We start from the raw sequence: 20,317 nt of genomic DNA, 5'->3' as shown, positions 1-20,317 counted from the left end.
CGCCGTAGACTCGCAGGAGGAGGTCTTGTGAGCGCATCGAGTCCGGTCGAGTCGTCGGCCGCCGTCGCTCGCGCTGCCGAACTCCTGCAGGGTCGCCGCATCGCCCTCCTCACCGGGGCCGGCATCTCCACCGACTCGGGCATTCCCGCGTACCGTGGCGAGGGTGCACGGACCCGCTCGGATCCCATGACGATCCAGCGCTACCTCGGTGACGACGCCTCACGGCGACGCTATTGGGTCGGCGGACATCTCGGCTGGCGTGCCTTCGCTCAGGCGACTCCCAATCGCGGACACATCGCGCTCGCAGAGATGGAGTCGTCCGGGCACGTGACCGGCGTGATCACGCAGAACGTCGACGGCCTGCATCTGCGGGCCGGCAGCTCGCATGTGATAGAGGTCCATGGGACCATGCGCCGCGTACTCTGCCTGCGCTGCGGTCAGGTGTTCGATCGTCGCGACATCGCTGTGCAGATCGAAGAGCTGAACCCGTGGATCTCTGTTCCCGAGAACGTCGCGCTCAACCCCGACGGCGATGTCCGGCCCGAGAGCACCGCCGGTTTCGTGGTGCCCACCTGCACCGTGTGCGATGGGATGCTGAAGCCCGACGTCGTCTTCTTCGGCGAGTACGTCCCGCAGGACCGCTTCCGCGCGGCGGAGTCGTTGCTGCGTTCGAGCGACGCCCTCATCGTCGCCGGCTCCTCGCTCGTCGTGAACTCCGGGGTGCGCCTGGTCGAGCGTGCGCGACGTCGCCGCATTCCCCTCATCATCGTCAACCGCGAGCCGACGCGAGCGGATGTCTGGGCCGATGTCACCATCGCCGCGGGCACCAGCGACGTGCTCCCCGCGATCCAGGAGCTTCTCGAATGACCCTGCTCACCCTCGTACGACACGGACAGACCGACTGGAACCTCGACCGTCGCATCCAGGGATCGACCGACATCCCCTTGAACGCGACGGGTCGTGCAGATGCGATGTCGGCAGCCACGAACCTGGCCGCATCCACGCATCACACGATCTACTCCAGTCCGCTGCTGCGGGCGCGCGAGACCGCGGAGATCATCGCGGCGGAGCTGGGCCTCGGAGCACCGATCCTCGTTCCGGACCTCAGAGAGCGCGAGTTCGGCGAGGGTGAGGGGATGCTCGTCTCCGAGTACATGGAGACGTACGGCGGATGGCACGCCTCCGTGCCGGGGGCGGAGACACTCCATGACGTCGCGGAGCGCGCTCTGCGTGCCCTCGACGCCATCGCGCGCGACTCTCGGCGTCGCTCGACTCCGGTGGCGGAGTCCGTGGTGGTCGTCGCGCACGGAGGGGTGATCCGGGCGCTGATCGATCATGTGTCCGGAGGCACACTCCCGCGAGTCGGCGATCAGATCGTGAACGGATCCGCACATCGGTTCGAGGCAGCTCCGGGGATGCTCCGCCTCCTCGACCAGACGGTCCTCCTCTGACCCGCTCTCCGACCGGACCTGAACGGAGCGGAGCGGAGCGAGGTCAGCGTGCCCGTGCGAGAACTGATCGGGCGTGACGCAGCACCGGCTCGTCGACCATCCGGCCCTCGAAACGGAAGACGCCGCGCTCCGTCTCCGAGGCGGCGATCACGGATCGTGCCCATTCCACGGTGGCGATATCCGGCGCGTAGGCGTCCCTGATCACCGCGACCTGATTCGGATGGATGCAGGCGGTCGCCGCGAACCCCGAGGCGGCAGCGTCCGCGGCCTCGGTGGCGAGCCCGTCGAGGTCTTCGAGCGCGATGTGCACCGCGTCGATCGCGCGCTTGCCGTGCGCTCCGGCCTCGAGAAGAACGCGTGACCTCGCGTACCGTGCGATGTCCCGATACCCGCCGTCATCGCGCCGGCTGGACGTGCCCCCGAGAGAAGCGACCAGATCCTCCGCACCCCACATCAGCGCGGTGACTCGTGGATGAGCGGCAATCCGGTCTGCGGCGTGGATCCCGAGAGCGGTCTCGCACAGCGCTATCAGCGAGAACCGCTCGTCGAACGCATCGAGGCTGGCCGCACTCTGCGTCTTGGCGACCATCACGGTGCGGAAGTCCGTCTGAGAGAGAGTGGCGAGGTCCGACACGAAGGCCTCGGTATCCGGCGAGTTGACCCGGACGATCACTCGGTCGGGATCGATGTCCGCGTCGATGAGGTTCCCGCGCGCGCTCGCCTTCGCCGCCGGCAGCACGGCATCCTCGAGATCGAGGATGACCGCATCCGCCTTCTCGAGGGCGCCGCGGAAGCGCTCGGGGCGATCCGCGGGGCAGAACAGCACGGCGGGTCCGAGATCGAATGTCACTGGGGTCCTCCGGGACGGCACAGCACGAGCACGGTGCGGGTGGCGGTCGCGACGACCGTCCCCTCCTGATTCCGGCCGGTGTGCGCGATGGTCACGATCCCCTGGCCCGGGCGCGAGGTCGAGGGTCGTCGCTCGACGATCGTGCTCTCGGTATACAGGGTGTCCCCCGCGAACAGCGGATGGGGGAACGCGATGTCGCCGAGACCGAGCTGCGCGACGAGAGTCCCCTGGGTGAGCTGTGCGACGGAGGCGCCGACCATCGTCGAGAGCGTCCACATCGAGTTCATGACGCGAGTCCCGAACGGCTCCTGCGTGGCGGCGAAGGCCGCATCGAGGTGCAGTGCCTGGGTGTTCATCGTCAGAGTCGTGAACATGACGTTGTCGGCCTCGGTCGCGGTGCGTCCCGGCCTGTGCAGATAGCGGGCGTCCTCATCGAACTCCTCGAAATAGAGCCCGCGCTGCACGATCTCCCTTGCGGTCATGCTGCCACGCTACCCGGCGAGACCGAGTGCCCGTGCGATCACCAGCAACTGCACCTCGGTCGTGCCTTCGCCGATCTCGAGGATCTTCGAGTCCCGATAGTGGCGTGCGACGGGGAACTCGTTCATGAACCCGTTTCCGCCGAAGATCTGCGTCGCGTCCCTGGCGTTGTCCATGGCCGCCTCTCCGGACACGAGCTTGGCGATCGCCGCCTGCTCGGCGAAAGGAAGACCGCCGTCGCGCAGCCGAGCCGCGTGGTGCCAGGCGAGTCGCGCCGTGTGCACGCGCGCCCGCATACGGGCCAGGGTGAACTGCGCGTTCTGCCTCGTGCTCAGGGCGCTGCCGAAGATCGTCCGGGACTTCGCATAGTCGACTGCGGCCTCGAGGCATCCTTCGGCCGCACCGGTCGCGAGGGCCGCGATGGCGATGCGTCCCTCGTCCAGGATGCTCAGGAAGTTGCGGAAGCCGCTCCCCCGTTCACCGAGCAGGTTCGCCGCCGGAACGCGGGCACCGTCGAAGCTCAGCGGATGCGTGTCGGACGCGTTCCACCCGACCTTGTCGTACGGCGGATCGACAGTGAACCCCGGAGTGCCGTTCGGCACGATGATCGTCGAGATCTCCTTGCGACCCTCGATCGATCCGGTGACGGCCGTGACCGTGACGAAGCGCGTGATGGGGGTGCCGGAGTTGGTGATGAACTGCTTCGAGCCGTCGATCACCCAGTCCTCGCCGTCCAGGCGGGCCGTGGTGCGCGTGGCGCCTGCGTCGCTGCCCGCCTCGGGTTCCGTCAGACCGAAACCCGCGAGGGCTCGTCCGGCGAGGAGGTCGGGCAGCAGCTCGCTCTTCTGCGCCTCCGTTCCGAAACGGAACACCGGCATCGCGCCGAGACTCACACCCGCCTCGAGCGTGATGGCGATGGACTGGTCGACGCGACCGAGCGCTTCGATCGCGATCCCCAGCGCCATGTAGTCACCGCCCTGGCCGCCGTACTCCTCGGGGAACGGCAGACCGAAGAGCCCGAGATCGCCCATCTGCGCGACGACATCCATCGAGAGCGTGTGCGTCCGGTCCGCCTCATAGGCCTGAGGGGCCACGACCGTGTCCGCGAACTCGCGGACCATCCCGGCGAGGTCGCGCTCCTCATCCGTCAGCTGGAACATCATCGGTCCTCCTCGTCAGTCACGCGCGCGACCACCTGGTCGCGTCGCACCTGTTCGCCTTCGGCGACCAGCAATCTCACCGTCCCGTCGTGGGGGGCCACGACGGGATGCTCCATCTTCATCGCCTCGATCGAGACGATCGGCGTGCCGGCGATCACCGATGCGCCTTCCACGACATGGACTGCGACGACGCTCCCCGGCATGGGCGCTCGGGCGTCGGGGCCGGATGCCGTGGTGCGAGCGTCCTGTGCCGCGAGACGCCGCAGCATCCGCTGTCTCCGGTCGAGCGGCCGCAGACGCATGGTGCGTCCGTCTTCCGCGACCCACACGGCGCCGTCCGAGTCCGAGGCGACCGCGGTGACATGGTGCGATGCTCCGGTCGAGGCGACGAACACCTCTTCGTCGTCCGTCTCGAAGACATGATCGACCGCTCTGTCGTCGACGAGTCGTTGCCAGACCCGGCCGGCTCGTCTCCCGAGCTCGGAGTCGCGCGTTCGGGCAGTGACATGCGCGGCGGCTGCCGTGAGCATGGTCGGCGTGGGCGGTCGACGCCGAATCGGTAGAAGCGACTCGATGAGTCCGGTGTCCAGATCTCCTGACACGACGCGTTCGTCCTGACAGAGCTGCCGAAGGAAATCGATGTTCGTATCGACGCCGAGCACGGTCGTGCGGCTCAGCGCCTCGTCCAGCAGGCGGAGCGCAGTGCAGCGGTCGGCCGCATGTGCCACCACCTTCGCGATCATCGGATCGTAGAACCCCGTGACCTCCGAACCGGTCTCCACGGCCGCATCCACGCGCACGCCCCGCGGAGCGTCGAACAGAAGCACATGGCCGGTCGAAGGTATGAACCCGCGCTCGGGCGACTCGGCGTAGATGCGGGCTTCCACCGCATGCCCGTCCAGCCTCGGCGCCGGTGGCAGTGCCGCGCCGGCGGCGACGTCGACCTGCAGCGCGACCAGGTCGATGCCGGTGACCGCCTCCGTGACGGGGTGCTCGACCTGGAGCCTCGTGTTCATCTCGATGAAGAAGATCTCGTCCTGCCGATCGGCATCGACGAGGAACTCGACCGTTCCCGCCCCGACGTAGTCGACGCTCCGCGCGGCAGTGACCGCGGCGTCGAGCAGGCGCGCTCGTGTCGCCTCCGGTATGCCCGCCGAAGGTGCCTCTTCGATCACCTTCTGGTGCCGCCGCTGCAAGGTGCATTCACGTTCTCCGAGGGCGATCACCGTGCCGTGCGCATCCCCGAACACCTGCACCTCGATGTGTCGCGGGCGGCGGATGAGTCGCTCCAGGATCAGCGCATCGTCTCCAAAAGCACCAGATGCCACCCTTCGCGCCGAGGCGAGCGCTGATCTCAGTCCTGTCTCGTCGTCGACCACCTCCATGCCCTTGCCGCCGCCACCCGCACTCGGCTTCACCAGCAGCGGGAACCCGGTGCGTTCGGCATCTTCGCCGATCTCGGCGTCGGACAGTCCTCGCGCGTCGAATCCCGGCACGACCGGAACGCCGGACCGAGAGACATGGTCGCGAGCCCGGGCCTTGTCACCCATGATCTGCAGAGCACCGATCGACGGTCCGATGAAGGCGATGCCACTCTCCGCACAGGCCTCGGCGAGTCCCACGCTCTCGGAGAGGAATCCGTAGCCCGGGTGGATCGCCTGCGCACCGCTGGCGCGCGCAGCGCCGATCACCGCGTCGATGTCGAGGTACGACTCCGAAGCGGGTGCCGGACCGAGACGCACCGCGACGTCGGCCTCCGTCACGTGCGGCGCCGTGGCATCGGCGTCGCTGAACACCGCGACGCTGCGGATACCGCGACCGCGGAGAGTCCGGATGATGCGCCGTGCGATCTCTCCCCGGTTGGCCACGAGGATGGTGTCGAATCCGTGCGGGGCCGCGGCGGTGATGATGCTCGTCATATCCGTCTCACATCCTGAACAGGCCGAAGCGCGGCTCGGGCAGGGGCGTCCTGGCAGCAACATCGAGAGCGAGGCCCAGCAGGTCGCGGGTGTCGTCGGGATCGATGATCCCGTCGTCCCAGAGCCGAGCAGTGGCGTAATACGGCTCACCCTGCGCGTCGTACTGGGCCCGGATCGGATCTTCGAACGCGCGGCGCTCTTCGGGCTCCCATGTGTCGCCCCGAGCCGACAATTGGTCTTCCTTGACCGTGGCGAGCACGGATGCCGCCTGCGCGCCACCCATCACGGAGATGCGACTCGCGGGCCACGTCCACAGGAACCGAGGCGCATAGGCTCGACCGCACATCGAGTAGTTCCCGGCACCGAACGAACCGCCGATGATGACGGTGAACTTCGGGACCCGCGTGCTCGCGACCGCCGTGACCATCTTCGCCCCGTCTTTCGCGATCCCGCCAGCCTCCGCTTCGGTGCCGACCATGAAACCACTGATGTTCTGCAGGAAGACCAGCGGGATGCCGCGCTGATCGCACAGTTCGATGAAGTGCGCCCCCTTCAGGGCGGACTCGCCGAACAGCACTCCGTTGTTCGCGACGATGCCGACAGGATGCCCGTGCAGCCGAGCGAATGCCGTCACCAGCGTCGTTCCGTACTCCGCTTTGAACTCACGGAGTGAGCCCCCGTCGATCAGGCGTTCGATGACCTCATGCACGTCGTACGACGCGTTGACGTCGACCGGAACAACGTCATAGAGCGACCCCGCGGTCGACGGTGCCCGGGTATCGTGCACCTCCCACGCGGGTGCCGGTGGCTGCGGAAGCATGGCGACGATGTCGCGCAGGATCTCGAGTGCGTGCTCGTCGTCCTCGGCCAGGTGATCGACGACTCCGCTTCGTCGTGCGTGCAGCTCGCCGCCGCCCAGTTCTTCCGCAGAGACGACCTCGCCGATCGCCGCCTTGACGAGCGGCGGGCCGCCCAGGAAGATCGTCCCCTGACCGCGCACGATGACGGTCTCGTCGCTCATGGCCGGAACATAGGCGCCTCCTGCCGTGCAGGAGCCGAGAACAGCAGCGAGCTGCGGAATGCCCTGCGCCGACATGCGGGCCTGGTTGAAGAAGATGCGACCGAAATGCTCGCGATCCGGGAACACCTCGTCCTGTCGAGGAAGAAAAGCCCCGCCGGAGTCGACGAGGTACAGGCAGGGAAGACGGTTCTCGAGCGCGATCTCCTGTGCACGAAGGTGCTTCTTCACCGTGAGCGGGTAATAGGTGCCGCCCTTCACGGTCGCGTCGTTGCAGACGACCATGACATGGCGTCCGTGCACGAGCCCGATTCCGGCGATGACTCCCGCGGCCGGCGCATCACCGTCATAGAGACCGTCGGCCGCGAGCGGAGCGACCTCGAGGAAAGGACTCCCCTCGTCCAGCAGACGCGATACACGATCACGGGGAAGGAGTTTTCCCCTCGCCAGATGCCGCTGCCGAGAGGCCTCGGGGCCTCCCTGGGCGGCTGCGGTACGTCGCTCTTTCAACTCGGCGGCCAAGGACTGCTGGGTCGCAGGCATCGTGATGTCCTCCTCGACACACGTGCGCATTCGTCACACTCTGGTGCGACTCGTGCTTCTTCGGTTAGTGTGCACTAACCAGTCTCATCAGGTTAGCGAGGATTAACTGAGATGACAACCCCGATCACCGCCCGAGATCGAGCCAAGGCGGAGCGGTCCGGTGCGATCCTGCGCGCCACCGCGCAGCTCTTCGCCGAGCGCGGCTACAACGGTGTCAGCCTGGAGGACATCGGGGCGGCGGTCGGCGTGTCCGGACCCGCGGTCTACCGGCACTTCGCCGGGAAGCAGGCGCTGCTGGGCGCCGTGCTCGTCGAGGTCAGCCGCGACCTCGTCGACGGCGGATCCCGGGTGTCGGCGGCCGCGACGACGCCCGACGAGCGCATCAGCGCACTGATCGCCTTCCACGTCGATTTCGCACTGCGCCACGCCGACGTCATCCGTGTACACGACAGCGATGTCGCCCACCTCGCTCCCGCCGATCACAGTGAGGTCCGTCGCCTGCAGCGCGCGTACATCGAACTCTGGATGGATGCGCTCGCCGCGGTGGTCGATGCCGGTGCCGATGAGCTACGGCTCCGCGTGCAGGCGTGCTTCGGTCTCATCAACTCGACACCGCACAGCACGACGTCGGCTGCTCGCCGACATGCCGCCACCGCGACCGTGCTGGCCGCGATGGCGGAGTCGGCTCTCCGGGCCGCTATCTGAAGAGCAGGGCTCTGCCCGGTTCCTCGAGGATGTCGGCGACGTCTTTGAGGAACCGCGCTCCCTCCGCGCCGTCGACGACCCGGTGGTCGAACGACAGACTGAGCGTCATCATCTGGCGCAGCGCGATCTCGCCGCGATACTCCCAGGGCTGACGACGCACGGCGCCGACGGCGAGGATCCCCGACTGCCCGGGCGGCAGGATCGGCGTGCCGGCATCGACGCCGAACACCCCGATGTTCGAGATCGAGAATGTGCCACCCGCGAGTGCGGAAGGAGCAGTGCGCCCTTCGCGCGCCGTCTCGGCGAGACCCTGCACCGCATCGGCGAGTTCGACGAGCGTCAGACGCTCGGCATCCCGGATGTTCGGCACGAGCAGCCCGCGGTCGGTCGCTGCGGCGATGCCGAGATCGACGTAGCCGTGTCGCACGATCTCGCCCGCCGCCTCATCCCACCGCGAGTTCAGTTCCGGCGCTCGTCCGAGAGCCAGACACACGGCTTTCGCGACCACCACGAGCGGCCCGATCCTGTGCCCGGCGAGGGATCGATCATCGCGGAGCGACGACACGAGGTCCATGGTGGAGGTCACGTCGACCGTATGGAACACCGTGACGTGTGGCGCGGTGAACGCACTCTCGACCATGGCGGCAGCGGTGTGCTTGCGCACGCCCCTGATGGGCACGCCTATCTCGCGGGCACGCTCCCCTGGCGACGGGTCGGCTGACGCCGCCGAGGCTCGGAGCCGGTCCGGACGAGCGCTCGCGAGCGCGGCGCCAGAGGTCAGCTCGGCGTAGTCATCGACGTCGGAGCGCGTGATCAGCCTGTCACCGACGGCTGCGGCCACGAGCACGAGATCGATGCCGAGGCGTTTCGCATACGCGCGAACCGGCGGCGTCGAACGCGGACGTTCGACCACGAGATCGACGCTCGGGGTCGGGGCAGCATCGTGCGGGGCCGCCTCGAGCACCGCGGTGTCCTGTGCCCGCGGTGCGCCACCGAACCGTCGCGCTCGACGGGCGGGTCGCGCCGCCGAGGTCGGAGCCGCACCGTACCCGACGAGATTCGGCTCGGCCTTGACGTCATCGGCGCGCCCCGTTCCGCTCGCCTCATCGTCGGAGCCGTCGGCCTCGATCTCGAAGGCGATCAGCGGCGCGCCGACGGCGACCGTCTCACCCGCGCCGGCGTGCAGGGTGGCTACGGTTCCCTCGTAGGGCGAGGGAAGCTCGACGATCGCTTTCGCGGTCTCGACCTCGGCGAGCGTCTGATTCAGAGCGACGCTGTCGCCTGGCGCGACCAGCCACTGCACCACTTCTGCCTCCGTGAGACCTTCGCCGAGATCAGGCAGCCGGAACTCCGTGATCATGCGTCCACTCCCGTCAGGCTGTTCGGTCGGTCGAGCACGCGATCCACCGCGTCCAGAAGACGATCGAGGTCGGGCAGGTGGTACTTCTCGAGCTTCGCGGGCGGATACGGCACGTCGTGCCCGGTCACTCGAAGCGGCGCGGACTCGAGGTAGTCGAAGCATCGCTCGGTGACACTGGCGATGATCTCGGCAGCGACTCCGGCCTCGCGAGACGCCTCGTGCGCGACGACCACTCGACCGGTCTTTCTCACGGACGCCGCCACCGAGTCGTAGTCGACGGGTGACAGCGAGCGCAGATCGATGACTTCCAACGAGATCCCCTCGTCCTCTGCGGCGTCCGCGGCCTGAAGAGCGGTGGTCGTCATCGCTCCGTAGGTGATGAGCGTGACGTCGGTCCCCTGACGAACGACGCGCGCGAGTCCCATCGGTGGAGCATCCGCCAGCGGTGCCTCGAGGTCGACCTCACCCCTGTGGTGATACAGACGTTTGGGTTCGAAGAAGATCACCGGATCGTCGGATGCGATCGCCTGACGGAGACTCCGATACGCATCGTCGGGGTTGGAGACCGCGATGACTCGCAGGCCTGCGGTGTGCACGAAGTAGGCCTCCGGCGACTCGGAATGGTGTTCGGCGGCACCGATGCCACCCGCCCACGGGATCCGTATCGTGATCGGCATCTTCACCCGCCCCTGGGTGCGGTAGTGCAGCTTGGCGACCTGCGCGACGATCTGGTCGAAGGCCGGATAGACGAACCCGTCGAACTGGATCTCGACGACGGGACGATACCCCCGGAATGCGAGCCCGACTGCGGTGCCGACGATGCCGGACTCCGCCAACGGCGTGTCGATCACGCGCTGTGCGCCGAACTCGTCAAGCAGCCCGTCCGTGATGCGGAACACCCCTCCGAGCCTTCCGATGTCCTCTCCGAGAAGGACGACTCTGTCATCATCGCGCATCGCCTGGCGGAGCCCTGCTCCGAGGGCTTTACCGAGGGTGAGCTCCGTCATCTCACACCGCCCCGTCGAAGGACGCGAGGTACGCGGCATACTCCGAGCGCTGACGCTCGAGGCCCGAGTGCGGCTCGGCGTACACCCCGTCGAAGACCGCGAGCGGCGGCCGGGTCACCATGCCGAGGCACTGCGCGCGCATCTCCTTGGCGATCGCGTCGGCCGCCGCCTGCGTGTCCGCCACGTGATCGTCGTCCAACTCGCCGAGGGCGCGCAGATGGGCCTCGAGGCGGGCGATCGGGTCGCGACGACGCCAGGACTCGAGCTCGTCACTGCCGCGGTATCTGGTCGGGTCGTCCGCAGTGGTGTGCGGCCCCATCCGGTATGTCACCGCTTCGATGTAGGCGGGCCCCTTGCCCGACCGCGCGTGCTCCAACGCCCAGCGCATCGCAGCCATGCACGCGAGCACGTCGTTGCCGTCGACCCGCAGACTCGGGATCCCGAACCCCGGCGCACGCCCGGCGATCGGGAACTGCGACTGCACTGTGACGGGCTCCGAGATGGCCCAGTGGTTGTTCTGACAGACGAAGACCACGGGTGCGCGATACGACGACGCGAACACCATCGCCTCGTTGACGTCCCCCTGGCTCGTCGCGCCGTCGCCGAAGTACGTGACGGCGACCTCGTCGGCACCGTCGTGCCGGATGCCGAGCGCGTAGCCGACCGCGTGCAGGGTCTGCGCTCCGATGATGATCTGCAGCGGAGCGACCCGGAGCGCGGCGGGATCGTGTCCGGCACCTTCCTCACCGCGCCACATGCGGACGAAGTCGGCGGGCCGCGCTCCGCGGGCGTAGATGACCCCGGTCTCCCGATAGCTCGGGAAGACATAGTCCTGCGGGGCGAGAGCGCGAGCGGTGCCGATCTGCGTCGCCTCCTGGCCCTGGCACGGAGCCCAGAGCCCGAGCTGTCCCTGACGCTGCAGAGCGATGCCCTCGGCATCGATGCGCCGAAGAACGATCATGTCGCGGAGAAGATCCCTCAGCATGGGGGCGTCGACGTCGGCCACATACGGGTCGAGCTCCGGGTGAGGGATCCGCGTCCCGTCCGGTGCCAGGATGCGTTCCGACAGCTCGAGATTCTGCGCGGTGTCGACTATCGGAGTGCTCTGCGGTGACATCATCGTCCTCCTTGCTCATGCTGCCCTCGTGAGGCATCGCACGCGTCTTCCGGCTTCGTCGCCGGCCATCTCGAGCGTACGTCCGCTCAGCAGCTCGCTCAAGCAATGAACGAGCGGTTGAGCATGTTGCCAAATCGAAGCGAACGAAGCGCTGCTACTCTTTGGCACTATGGCCGGACTTGACCGTATCGATCTGGAATTGCTCGCCGCGCTCGCCGATGACCCGCGCATCACCATCGTCGCGCTGGCCGAGAGCCTCGGGCTGTCGCGGAACACCATCCAGGCCCGCATGGCACGTCTGGAGGAGACCGGAGTGTTCCTCTCCTACGAGAGGTCCTTCTCCCCCGATGTGCTCGGATTCCCGCTCCAGGCTTTCGTGAGCATCGGAGTCCGCCAGACCGAGCTCCCGCGCATCATCAACGAACTCTCACGCATCCCCGAGATCGTGCAGGCGCACGGCCTGAGCGGCTCCGTCGACCTCCTGGCGCGCGTCGCGTGCCGCGATGCGCGCCACCTCTTCGACACCGACGCGCGCATCCTCTCGGTCGACGGCGTCGAGCGGACCGAGACGTCGCTCGCGATGGGCGAGGTCATCCCGTTCCGCGTGGCCGGACTCATGGGCGTCGCGCGACGGGAATCCTGAGGAATCGACGGATCGCCCCTGCCGCCTCGGCCGGGGTCTCGTAGTGGATGAGATGTCCGACGTGGGCGATCTCCACGAGTGACGCGTCGGCGAACCGCGCGGCGAGCTTGCGCTCGACCTCGATGGGCGTGATGTCGTCGTTCGCGGCCGCTATCAGCAGCGTGGGCGCGTCGATGTCCGCGGCCACCTCGCTCACGTCGTGCGAGACGCTGGCCACGAACGCGTCGCGCAGGACGTCGCGGTCGGCGAATCGCGAGAAGTACGTGTCGTGCTGATCGTGGATGAAGCGACGGAGCTCCGGGTCCGAAGTCTTCGCCATCGTGATGCTCATCACCCGCACGATCAGACGATTGCGCAGCAGAGCGGTGCCCAGCCGCTCGGGCAGACGTGCGCCGAGCGCATAGTAGAGGACCGCGAGCCGGGTCATGATCCCCTTCGGCCCTTCGAGAGCCGGTGCACCGATCGGGTTGATCAGAACCAGGCGCGGTGTCGCGAGCCCGCGCGCGACGGCTGCAGACGTGACGATGGACCCGAACGAATGCCCGAGGATCACCGCCCCGGGTGCCACCGCAGCCGCGAACTCCGTGAGCCACGCCACGTACTCGTCCAGATCGTAGGTGCGCCCGGGCACAGGCGCCGACTCCCCGAAGCCGGGAAGGTCCGGCGCGATGACGCGGAGCTCCGGCAGAAAGGCGAGTACCGGCTCGAGACCGTGATGGTCGCCGCGGAATCCATGCACGGCGATGACCGTCGTGGATGCGTCGGCCGGGCCGTACTCCCAGAAGACGGCGTCCGCACCCCTGACCTCGACCTCGCGACGAACGACCGGCAGGCGACTCAGGCGGTCGGCATACGGCGAAGCTACAGACATTCCCTCAGTCTACGAGCGTCTCTCAGGATGATCACCGTGCGCCTTCACGGCGATGTCGGAGGCAGCCTCTAGCGTGAACCCATGACCGAGGTTCCCGACGCTCCCTCATGGATTCGGCGCGTGGGCGTCTTCGATCTCGAGACGACGGGAGTGGACGTCGATCACGATCGCATCGTCACCGCACACGTCGGCCTGCTCGACGGCGACGGCCGCGAGCTCGCCTCGAAGACGTGGCTCGTGGACCCCGGAGTCGACATCCCTGAAGGAGCGAGCGCGATCCACGGGATCACGACCGCACAGGCGCGTCGAGACGGACGGCCGCCAGCGCTCGCGATCGCCGAGATCGTCGGTGCTCTCCGCTCCCTGCTCTCACAGGGCGTTCCTGTCGTGGCCTACAACGCGTCCTATGACTTCTCGCTCCTCGACCACGAGGCGCGTCGCCACGGTGTCGCGCGGCTCGAGAACCCACAGCCGATCATCGACCCTCTCGTCATCGACAAGGCGTACGATCGCTATCGGCCCGGCAAGAGAACTCTCGAAGCCGTCGCCGCCCTGTATGCGGTGAACCTGGAAGGCGCCCACGACGCCTCTGCGGATGCGGTCGCAGCGGGGCGGGTCGCCCAGGCGATCGCTCGGCAGTACGCACTCCCGGACTCGATCGACGATCTTCACACCCGACAGGTCGGATGGGCGCGCTCGCAGGCCGCGAGCCTGACCGAATATTTCATCAGGATCGGCCGGTTGGATCCCGAAGATCGACTCGACGGGACGTGGCCGGTGCGGCCGCCGCGCGACGAAGGAGAAAGACAGCGAAGATGAGGTTCCGTACTCGCGACGTGACCCGTGTCGAGAGCACCTGGAAGCAGTTCGTGCCCTCGGCCGTTCTGCATGACGTCGATCCGCACCGATTCCTCTTCGACTGGCATTCGGCAGACCTCGGCGGTGCGAATCTCGTGCGCTACGACCTCGCCGCAGCGGTGCTGTCCACCGCAGAGCCGCAGGACCAGTTCCTCGCCTGTCGTGTCGACGGCCCGGATGCACGGGTGTGGTCCGATCGCGATGATCTCGATGCGACGAGGCCATGGCTTTCCGACGGCCCCAGCGTCCACGCGCGCTGGGAGCAGGGCGCTCGAGTCACCGCTCTCATCTTCGAACGCGAGGAGCTGCAGCGCATCGCCCGGCAGATCAGCGGTGACGAGACCCTGTCTCTGCACGTCGCGGATCTCTCACCGCTCTCGGCCGAGGCGGCCGCGCGATGGAATCGGATGTTCTCCTACCTCGAGGCGAACGTATCGACGCTGAGCGACGACGATGGAGTGCTGCGGGCCGAGTACGCCAGGCACGCCGGCGCGACCACGTTGTCGACCTTCGCGACCACGATGTCGCAGAGCCGGCACCGACCGGTACAGACCGCGCCGGCACCCGCGACGGTGCGGCGCGCCCTCGCGTACATCGACGAGAATGCGCACCTTCCGATCACCGTCGACGACATCGCCGCATCGGTGCACATCTCGACGAGAGGCCTCCAGTACGCGTTCCGCCGTGCGCTCGACGCGACACCGGCCGAGTGTCTGCGCCAGGCGCGCCTCGACGGCGCGCATCGCGAGCTGCGTTCCGGAGTGCCGACCTCGGTCGCCGCTGTCGCGCGGCGCTGGGGTTTCTCCCACCCCTCGCGCTTCGCCGCGGCGTATCGTGACGCGTTCGGCGTGCTCCCGTCCGCGACCGCCGGCAGACATCGTCGATGACACCACGCGAACAGGATGTTCGCATCGTGCGCGCGTCGCCCGCCGTCGGCGCGCCCGCACTACGCCGACGCCGTAGATTTCGACCATGGGTTCTCTGTATTACGGCGCCTCCGCCCCGATCTCGATCGAGGATCGTGCGCTCGCACACCTCAAGGTGGTCGTCGCGACCAAGCTGCGTCGGAACGAGAGCTTCACACTCTCGTGGCAGCATCAGGACGGCGAACAGCACGGACGCTCCACGGTGTGGCTGCACCCCTCGATCCCGCTGCGATTCGTCTTCGACGAGCCTGACGCTCCGGACCTGAGTCGTCGCTGGATAGAGGAGCTCGCGCATTCGGCCAACTCCAGTGGAGGGATCACGCTGATCGCCGAGCACCTCGAGACCGTCGAACCGGTCGAGCCCGTCCTCTCCTGAGCGACGCCCGCGCCACGAGGGGCGTCGGGAGGAACGAGGGTACAAGTAGGGCGGGTCGGACTTGAACCGACGATCGTTGGGTTATGAGCCCACTGCCTTAACCAGCTTGGCCACCGCCCCGTGACTCCAGCCTAGCGGGAGCAATTCGTGGATCAGATCGGACTCGCCTCGGCGTGGGTCCGCTTGTGGTCGAGATAGACGTCAGCGTTCCGAAACAGCCCGGCACGCTCCTCCTCGCTGAGAGCACGACGAACCGTCGCCGGAACTCCGGCGACGAGAGATCCCTCAGGAACGACCGTCCCCCCGAGAACGACAGCCCCGCCCGCGATGAGGCAGCCGGCACCGATCTCAGCACCGCTGAGCACGACGGCGCCCATTCCGATGAGCGACCCGTCACCGATCGTGCAGCCGTGGACGACCGCGTTATGGCCGATCGAGACTCTCGCTCCCACGATCACGGGATGCTCGACGTCCACATGGATCGACACGTTGTCCTGCACATTGCTGGCCGCTCCGATTCGGATACCGGCCGAATCTCCGCGGAGCACTGCGTTGTACCAGACGCTCGCGCCGGCTGCGAGGGTGACGTCCCCCACGATCCGCGCACCGTCCGCGATGAACGCGTCATCATGGATCGAAGGGGATGCCGAAGGAAGCGCGAGAACGGATGCCCCTGGTGCGATGCTCATGAGGCGAGACTACCCTCACCACCCGGTTTTTCCGCGTGATTCCGGGGCACTAAGCCGAGCCTTCGCTTGCTTGCGGAATGTTCCAGGCTGAGTAGCGTTGTCATCATCAGGCACGAAGCACACCACTTGGAGGAGCCAAGATGAGCAAGGCACAGACCGTTTCCACCACCTCGAGCGACCCGACCGTGGCAGCCGCTGCAGCCCAGTTCCTCTCCCCCGTCGTCCTCGGTCTGCAGGCGCTGACCGTCAACGGCAAGCAGGCGCACTGGCATGTTCGCGGAGCCAACTTCGTCGGCGTGCACGAGCTGCTCGACACGATCGTCGCCCACGCCGGCGACTTCGCCGACACCGCCGCAGAGCGCATCGTCGCCCTGGGCCTGCCGATCGATGCGCGCATCAGCGCCGTCGCCACGAAGGGTGGCGCGACCGCGGTACCTGCCGGTTTCACTCAGTCCGACGAGCTCGTTCGCGCGGTCATCGCCGACATCGACACGATCCTGGTCGACGCCAAGGCAGCGATCGACGGCCTCGACGAGGTCGATCTGACGAGCCAGGACGTCGCGATCGAGATCGTGCGCGGCCTCGAGAAGGACCGTTGGTTCCTCGTATCGCACATCGCCGCATAAGCAGTTCCACGACTGAGCAAGGGCACCGGGGTTCTCCCGGTGCCCTTACTCGTGCGCATACGACGTCAGACGCCGTGGGTGAGTCGTCCGGACACGAGTGTGGCGAGAACCGGCATCGCCCGGAGACCCGTCCCCGTCGTGGCCATCGGGTCGAGACCGCACAGCACGATGTCGGCGACCTCGCCGGGTCGCAGGGCGGTGCGCACGCTGGCACGGAGTGCCTGCTCCCGCGTGAGACGCTCTTCGGGATGCCAAGGTTCACGGTCATCGTCGGTACGCGTCACCGCAGCCGCGATCGCCTGCCAGGGATCCAGCGGTGCGACGGGAGCATCAGAGCCGAACCTCAGCTCGACGCCCGCATCGCGAAGTGCACCCAGCGGATACCCGATCGATGTCTGTCCCGCCCAGTGCCTACCCACGAGATCGCGGTCGTCGAGAGCATGCTGGGGCTGCACGCTGGCGACGACACCGAGACGACCGAACCGAGCCAGATCGGCGTGCCGCACGAGCTGAGCGTGCTCGATGCTGCCCACCGCGCCCGAGACGGTGAAGGCGTCGAGCGCGCCGGTGACCGCTCGGTCGCCGATCGCGTGGACGGCGACTGCCAGACCGGCCCCGGTCGCGACCGTCAGCAACTCGGTGAGCTCGGCAGGAGGGACGGTGAGCACGCCGAAATTCTCCGGATCACCAGGATAGGAGTGCGAACAGGCTGCCGTCCGGGTTCCCAGCGAGCCGTCGCTGATGATCTTCAGCGGACCGACGTGCACCAGGCCGCGACCCGCATCCGGGACGCGCGGATCTTCGTGCAGTTCACCGGTGCGCAGCCCCGCAGCGATCGCGCGCTCAAGGTCGAACGGGTAGACCGCGAACTCGACGCGGTGCGATGCGAAACCCGCGGCGACTCGACGTGGCCAGGCGTCGGCGTTCCAGGCCATGTCGAAGTCGACGAGGCCGGTGATGCCTCTCGACGCCGCACGCTGTCCCGCCGCGATCACGGCGTCGTCTCCGCGCGCCGGGTCCACTGCGTTCAGCCGCCGAGAGATCTCGAACGCGTCCTCCTCGCGAAGCATGCCGTCCGGGCTCGCGAACCCCTCGAGCTGAAGCGCCGCGGTGTTCAGCCACGTGCTGTGCACGTCGGCATTGATGAGGTAGGTGGGTGTCGAGCCGGTGGCACCGTCGAGAAGCGCGAGACTCGGCGCATCCGGCCACATCGCGTCGCGGAATCCACTGCCGACCAGACGCCCGTCAGGCAGCGGTGACGCCGCGGTCATGATCGCAGCGGCCTCCGCCGCTGAGGACGCTGCGCCCAGCGCGACACGCTCGGTCGCGAGCGCCCACTGCACCGTGTGCACATGGTTGTCCCAGAGCCCCGGCACCACCCAGGCGCCTTTTCCTTCCAGCACTTCTCCCCTCGACGGGATCGCGCCTGTCGGAGCGATGTCGCTGATGAGGCCGTCATCGATGAAGATGTCGACCGGTTCGTCGTCGATCAGGAACTCCGCTCCAGGCCCTGCGATCCGCACAGCCGTGATGGTGCCGATGCGGCTGTCGATTCCGTTCACCTTTTCCCTCCGGTGCGCGCCTCCTGGGCGCGCCTCATCTCTGCGGCGAGCTCCGGCTGCGCGTAGGGGCCGTCGCCCTCGAGCTCGGCGATGACCGTCTCGATCGTGTCGATCGGCTTGTTCTGGCTGAGCTTCCGCTTCGCGAGCACGCGCGTCGGGGTGAGTCGGAAGCCCACCGTCCCCGAGGCGAGACGGGTGACGAACGCCGGATCGTTCGGGCGCTCCCACATGCGCCGCGGCTCCGGCATCCGCCCTTCGAATCGGTCGACGAGTCGGTCGAGCACGGCGAGGTTCTCCTCATCGCTGAGGATCTCGGGCACCCCCGCGAGGTGCACCGCGGTGTAGTTCCACGTCGGGACGGCCTGCACATCGCCGTACCAGCCCGGCGAGATGTAGCCATGAGGCCCCTGGAAGATGACGAGCAGCTCGCGGTCGCCCAGACCGTGGATCAGGTCATCGGGCCGACCGACATGGCCCACGAGCGTGAGGTCGTCGCGATCGTGGTCGAGCAGCACCACATAGTGCGAGGAGACGAGTCCGTCGGGGCCGTCGCTGACGATCGTCGCCCACGGATTCCCGTGGATCACACGACGGATCTCGTCGACATCAGCGAGCGTGAAGCTGGGGTTCTGACGCATCCTCCCAGCCTATGGCCGACGGTTCACGCCTGGCAGCGCGGACACCAGTACAGCTTGCGTGCGCCGATCTCCTCGAGTGCGATCTCCGTGCCGCAGACACGGCACGGAAGTCCTGCGCGGTGGTAGACCCAGTGACGGTCGTCGCGACTCGCCATCGCCGCACGGTACTGGTCGGGCGAGAGGTCGTCCATGGTCATCATCTGACCGGTCTCCACTCCGATGGCCAGCAGCCGCACCCAGTCGTCCCACAGTGCGCGGACGACGTCCTCTGGCACATCGCGGCCCGGCGTATGGGGGTTCAGCCGCTGACGGAAGAGCATCTCGGCGCGGTACACGTTGCCGATTCCGCTGACGACCGCCTGATCCATGAGGAGCAGTGCGATCACCGTCTGCTTCTTGCGCACGGCCTGAACGAAGCGGTCCTCGTTCTGCACCGGATCACCCACGAGCGGATCCGGGCCGAGCTTCGCGATGCTGGCGAGCTTCTCCTCCGGCGTCTGCAGCACGCAGGCCGTCGGTCCGCGCAGGTCGGCCGCCGTGATGTCGGTCATCAGCCGCAGGCGCACCTGACCGACCACGGGAGGCGGCCACTCCATGCCCTCGTCGGCAAGACCTTTCGTCTGCTCGGACATGCGCACGTGCACGCGGGTGCGTCGCGGCGCTCCGATGGAGGCGAGGGAGTTCTCCCCCGCCTCATCGAGGATCGCCTCGTCGACGAGCGTTCCGCGCTGATTCGTCTGTCCCATGCGTCCGTTCGCGGATGCGATCGTGGGGTCGACCAGGATCTCTCCGGCGAAATCCCAGGCCCCGTACAGGCCGAGGTGCACGCGCAGCCAGAGGTCGCCCTCGGCTTCGAGGAACATCTGCTTGCCGACCGCCTGGACGCTGAGCGCCTCGCGGCCGTCGAGGACGGCCGCGCCCTCGGCGAATCGACCCTGAGGACTCGACGCGCTCATCGTCTTGCCGACGAAGTTCCGCTCGAACTGGCGCGCGATGCGGTGGACGGAATGCCCCTCGGGCATGTCAGGCCCGAGAATCCGGGAGAAGCGAACCGTCGCGCTCGAAGTCCGCGATCTGGCCGATGCGACGCACGTGGCGCTCGTCATGCGAGAACGGCGTCGAGATGAAGGTGTCGATGAACGACGTGACCTCGTCGAACGCGTGCTGGCGAGCCCCGATGGAGATGACGTTCGCGTCGTTGTGCTCACGAGCGAGCTCAGCCGTCGAGGTGTTCCACACCAGCGCGGCGCGGATCCCCTCGACCTTGTTCGCAGCGATCTGCTCGCCGTTGCCCGATCCGCCGAAGACGACGCCGAGCGCGTCGACGCCGCCACGCTGATCGACGACCACCGCCTGAGCCGCGCGGATGCAGAAGGCCGGGTAGTCGTCGAGCGCGTCGTACTCCACCGGACCGTGATCGATGACCTCGTGACCCGCGCTGCGAAGATGCTCCTGCAGCCGGGTGGAGAAGTCGAGTCCTGCGTGATCGGTGGCGAGGTGGATGCGCATGGCATCCAT

Annotated in this window: 22 protein-coding genes and 1 tRNA gene; 8 read left to right on the top strand and 15 right to left on the bottom strand. The window is 67.6% G+C overall.

Translation table 11 applies throughout. The annotated features are described in order from the left end of the window. Positions 1-27: 27 nt before the first annotated feature. Both IXW21_RS08570 and IXW21_RS08565 read left to right on the top strand, forming a co-directional pair. Positions 28-867, top strand: coding sequence for a Sir2 family NAD-dependent protein deacetylase (locus IXW21_RS08570; RefSeq protein ID WP_194763850.1), 840 nt, complete (start codon positions 28-30; stop codon positions 865-867). After that, entirely contained in the window at positions 864-1,451 is a 588-nt protein-coding gene (locus IXW21_RS08565; RefSeq protein ID WP_194763849.1) for a histidine phosphatase family protein, read from the top strand. The genes IXW21_RS08570 and IXW21_RS08565 overlap by 4 nt, the downstream gene beginning before the upstream one ends. Positions 1,452-1,494: 43 nt before the next feature. On the opposite strand, the gene IXW21_RS08560 is transcribed toward IXW21_RS08565, so the two are convergent. Genes IXW21_RS08560 through IXW21_RS08540 form a run of 5 tightly spaced genes read right to left on the bottom strand, consistent with a single transcriptional unit; the run spans position 1,495 to position 7,421 of the window. Then, positions 1,495-2,301 (bottom strand): HpcH/HpaI aldolase/citrate lyase family protein, encoded by an 807-nt coding sequence (locus IXW21_RS08560; protein WP_194763848.1) that lies wholly within the window; start codon positions 2,299-2,301, stop codon positions 1,495-1,497. Next, a complete protein-coding gene (locus tag IXW21_RS08555) occupies positions 2,298-2,783 on the bottom strand; it encodes a MaoC family dehydratase (protein WP_194763847.1) in 486 nt (161 codons plus the stop codon). The genes IXW21_RS08560 and IXW21_RS08555 overlap by 4 nt, the downstream gene beginning before the upstream one ends. Positions 2,784-2,792: 9 nt before the next feature. After that, a complete protein-coding gene (locus IXW21_RS08550; protein ID WP_194764034.1) occupies positions 2,793-3,941 on the bottom strand; it encodes an acyl-CoA dehydrogenase family protein in 1,149 nt (382 codons plus the stop codon). Continuing rightward, positions 3,941-5,860 carry an acetyl/propionyl/methylcrotonyl-CoA carboxylase subunit alpha gene (locus IXW21_RS08545; protein ID WP_194763846.1) on the bottom strand — a complete coding sequence of 640 codons (1,920 nt, stop codon included), beginning with the start codon at positions 5,858-5,860 and terminating at the stop codon, positions 3,941-3,943. The genes IXW21_RS08550 and IXW21_RS08545 overlap by 1 nt, the downstream gene beginning before the upstream one ends. A 7-nt stretch (positions 5,861-5,867) precedes the next feature. Beyond that, positions 5,868-7,421 (bottom strand): carboxyl transferase domain-containing protein, encoded by a 1,554-nt coding sequence (locus IXW21_RS08540; RefSeq protein ID WP_228528331.1) that lies wholly within the window; start codon positions 7,419-7,421, stop codon positions 5,868-5,870. Between the two features lie 111 nt (positions 7,422-7,532). On the opposite strand from IXW21_RS08540, the gene IXW21_RS08535 reads away from it, so the two are divergent. Further along, on the top strand, positions 7,533-8,126 hold the full coding sequence (locus IXW21_RS08535; RefSeq protein WP_194763844.1) for a TetR/AcrR family transcriptional regulator: 594 nt from the start codon (positions 7,533-7,535) through the stop codon (positions 8,124-8,126). Here IXW21_RS08535 and IXW21_RS08530 read toward each other — a convergent pair. Genes IXW21_RS08530 through pdhA form a run of 3 tightly spaced genes read right to left on the bottom strand, consistent with a single transcriptional unit; the run spans position 8,119 to position 11,610 of the window. Beyond that, positions 8,119-9,486, bottom strand: a complete 1,368-nt coding sequence (locus tag IXW21_RS08530) for a dihydrolipoamide acetyltransferase family protein (protein ID WP_194763843.1) — start codon at positions 9,484-9,486, stop codon at positions 8,119-8,121. The genes IXW21_RS08535 and IXW21_RS08530 overlap by 8 nt on opposite strands. Beyond that, complete coding sequence (locus tag IXW21_RS08525) at positions 9,483-10,493, bottom strand: alpha-ketoacid dehydrogenase subunit beta (RefSeq protein WP_228528330.1); 1,011 nt, start codon at positions 10,491-10,493, stop codon at positions 9,483-9,485. Before IXW21_RS08525 ends, IXW21_RS08530 begins: the two co-directional genes overlap by 4 nt. 1 nt (position 10,494) lies before the next feature. Next, positions 10,495-11,610, bottom strand: a complete 1,116-nt coding sequence (pdhA, locus tag IXW21_RS08520; protein ID WP_194764033.1) for a pyruvate dehydrogenase (acetyl-transferring) E1 component subunit alpha — start codon at positions 11,608-11,610, stop codon at positions 10,495-10,497. Positions 11,611-11,779: 169 nt separating this feature from the next. Between pdhA and IXW21_RS08515 the strand changes: the two genes are divergently transcribed. Continuing rightward, positions 11,780-12,253, top strand: coding sequence for an Lrp/AsnC family transcriptional regulator (locus IXW21_RS08515; RefSeq protein ID WP_194763841.1), 474 nt, complete (start codon positions 11,780-11,782; stop codon positions 12,251-12,253). Here IXW21_RS08515 and IXW21_RS08510 read toward each other — a convergent pair. Next, positions 12,225-13,124, bottom strand: a complete 900-nt coding sequence (locus tag IXW21_RS08510; protein WP_194763840.1) for an alpha/beta fold hydrolase — start codon at positions 13,122-13,124, stop codon at positions 12,225-12,227. The two genes, IXW21_RS08515 and IXW21_RS08510, sit on opposite strands and share 29 nt — an antisense overlap. Before the next feature lie 81 nt (positions 13,125-13,205). On the opposite strand from IXW21_RS08510, the gene IXW21_RS08505 reads away from it, so the two are divergent. The 3 genes from IXW21_RS08505 to IXW21_RS08495 all read left to right on the top strand — a co-directional run bounded on the left by IXW21_RS08505 (position 13,206) and on the right by IXW21_RS08495 (position 15,284). Then, a complete protein-coding gene (locus IXW21_RS08505) occupies positions 13,206-13,943 on the top strand; it encodes an exonuclease domain-containing protein (RefSeq protein WP_194763839.1) in 738 nt (245 codons plus the stop codon). Beyond that, positions 13,940-14,869 (top strand): helix-turn-helix transcriptional regulator, encoded by a 930-nt coding sequence (locus IXW21_RS08500; RefSeq protein WP_194763838.1) that lies wholly within the window; start codon positions 13,940-13,942, stop codon positions 14,867-14,869. The genes IXW21_RS08505 and IXW21_RS08500 overlap by 4 nt, the downstream gene beginning before the upstream one ends. Before the next feature lie 85 nt (positions 14,870-14,954). Beyond that, positions 14,955-15,284, top strand: coding sequence for a hypothetical protein (locus IXW21_RS08495; RefSeq protein ID WP_194763837.1), 330 nt, complete (start codon positions 14,955-14,957; stop codon positions 15,282-15,284). 46 nt (positions 15,285-15,330) lie between these two features. Here IXW21_RS08495 and IXW21_RS08490 read toward each other — a convergent pair. Together IXW21_RS08490 and IXW21_RS08485 are read right to left on the bottom strand one after the other, a co-directional pair. Beyond that, positions 15,331-15,404: transfer RNA gene (locus tag IXW21_RS08490), tRNA-Ile, on the bottom strand. A 32-nt stretch (positions 15,405-15,436) separates the two neighbouring features. Then, complete coding sequence (locus IXW21_RS08485) at positions 15,437-15,973, bottom strand: gamma carbonic anhydrase family protein (RefSeq protein ID WP_194763836.1); 537 nt, start codon at positions 15,971-15,973, stop codon at positions 15,437-15,439. A gap of 140 nt (positions 15,974-16,113) precedes the next feature. Between IXW21_RS08485 and IXW21_RS08480 the strand changes: the two genes are divergently transcribed. Further along, complete coding sequence (locus tag IXW21_RS08480) at positions 16,114-16,599, top strand: Dps family protein (protein WP_194763835.1); 486 nt, start codon at positions 16,114-16,116, stop codon at positions 16,597-16,599. Positions 16,600-16,664: 65 nt separating this feature from the next. Here the strand turns inward: IXW21_RS08480 and IXW21_RS08475 are convergent, their stop codons facing one another. The 4 genes from IXW21_RS08475 to IXW21_RS08460 are packed head-to-tail and all read right to left on the bottom strand — an operon-like array spanning position 16,665 to position 20,308. Further along, positions 16,665-18,161: an amidohydrolase family protein gene (locus tag IXW21_RS08475; protein ID WP_194763834.1), complete on the bottom strand. Its 1,497-nt coding sequence runs from the start codon at positions 18,159-18,161 to the stop codon at positions 16,665-16,667. Beyond that, positions 18,158-18,799, bottom strand: a complete 642-nt coding sequence (locus IXW21_RS08470; RefSeq protein WP_194763833.1) for an FMN-binding negative transcriptional regulator — start codon at positions 18,797-18,799, stop codon at positions 18,158-18,160. The genes IXW21_RS08475 and IXW21_RS08470 overlap by 4 nt, the downstream gene beginning before the upstream one ends. A 23-nt stretch (positions 18,800-18,822) precedes the next feature. Then, positions 18,823-19,821: an Fpg/Nei family DNA glycosylase gene (locus IXW21_RS08465; RefSeq protein WP_194763832.1), complete on the bottom strand. Its 999-nt coding sequence runs from the start codon at positions 19,819-19,821 to the stop codon at positions 18,823-18,825. 1 nt (position 19,822) lies between these two features. Next, on the bottom strand, positions 19,823-20,308 hold the full coding sequence (locus IXW21_RS08460; protein WP_194763831.1) for a ribose-5-phosphate isomerase: 486 nt from the start codon (positions 20,306-20,308) through the stop codon (positions 19,823-19,825). Between the last annotated feature and the right edge of the window lie 9 nt (positions 20,309-20,317).

It is taken from the genome of Microbacterium sp. UFMG61, assembly GCF_015354505.1.
Lineage (GTDB): Bacteria > Actinomycetota > Actinomycetes > Actinomycetales > Microbacteriaceae > Microbacterium.
Note: the sequence above shows the minus strand (reverse complement) of the source record. Positions and strands in the feature narration are given on the sequence as shown.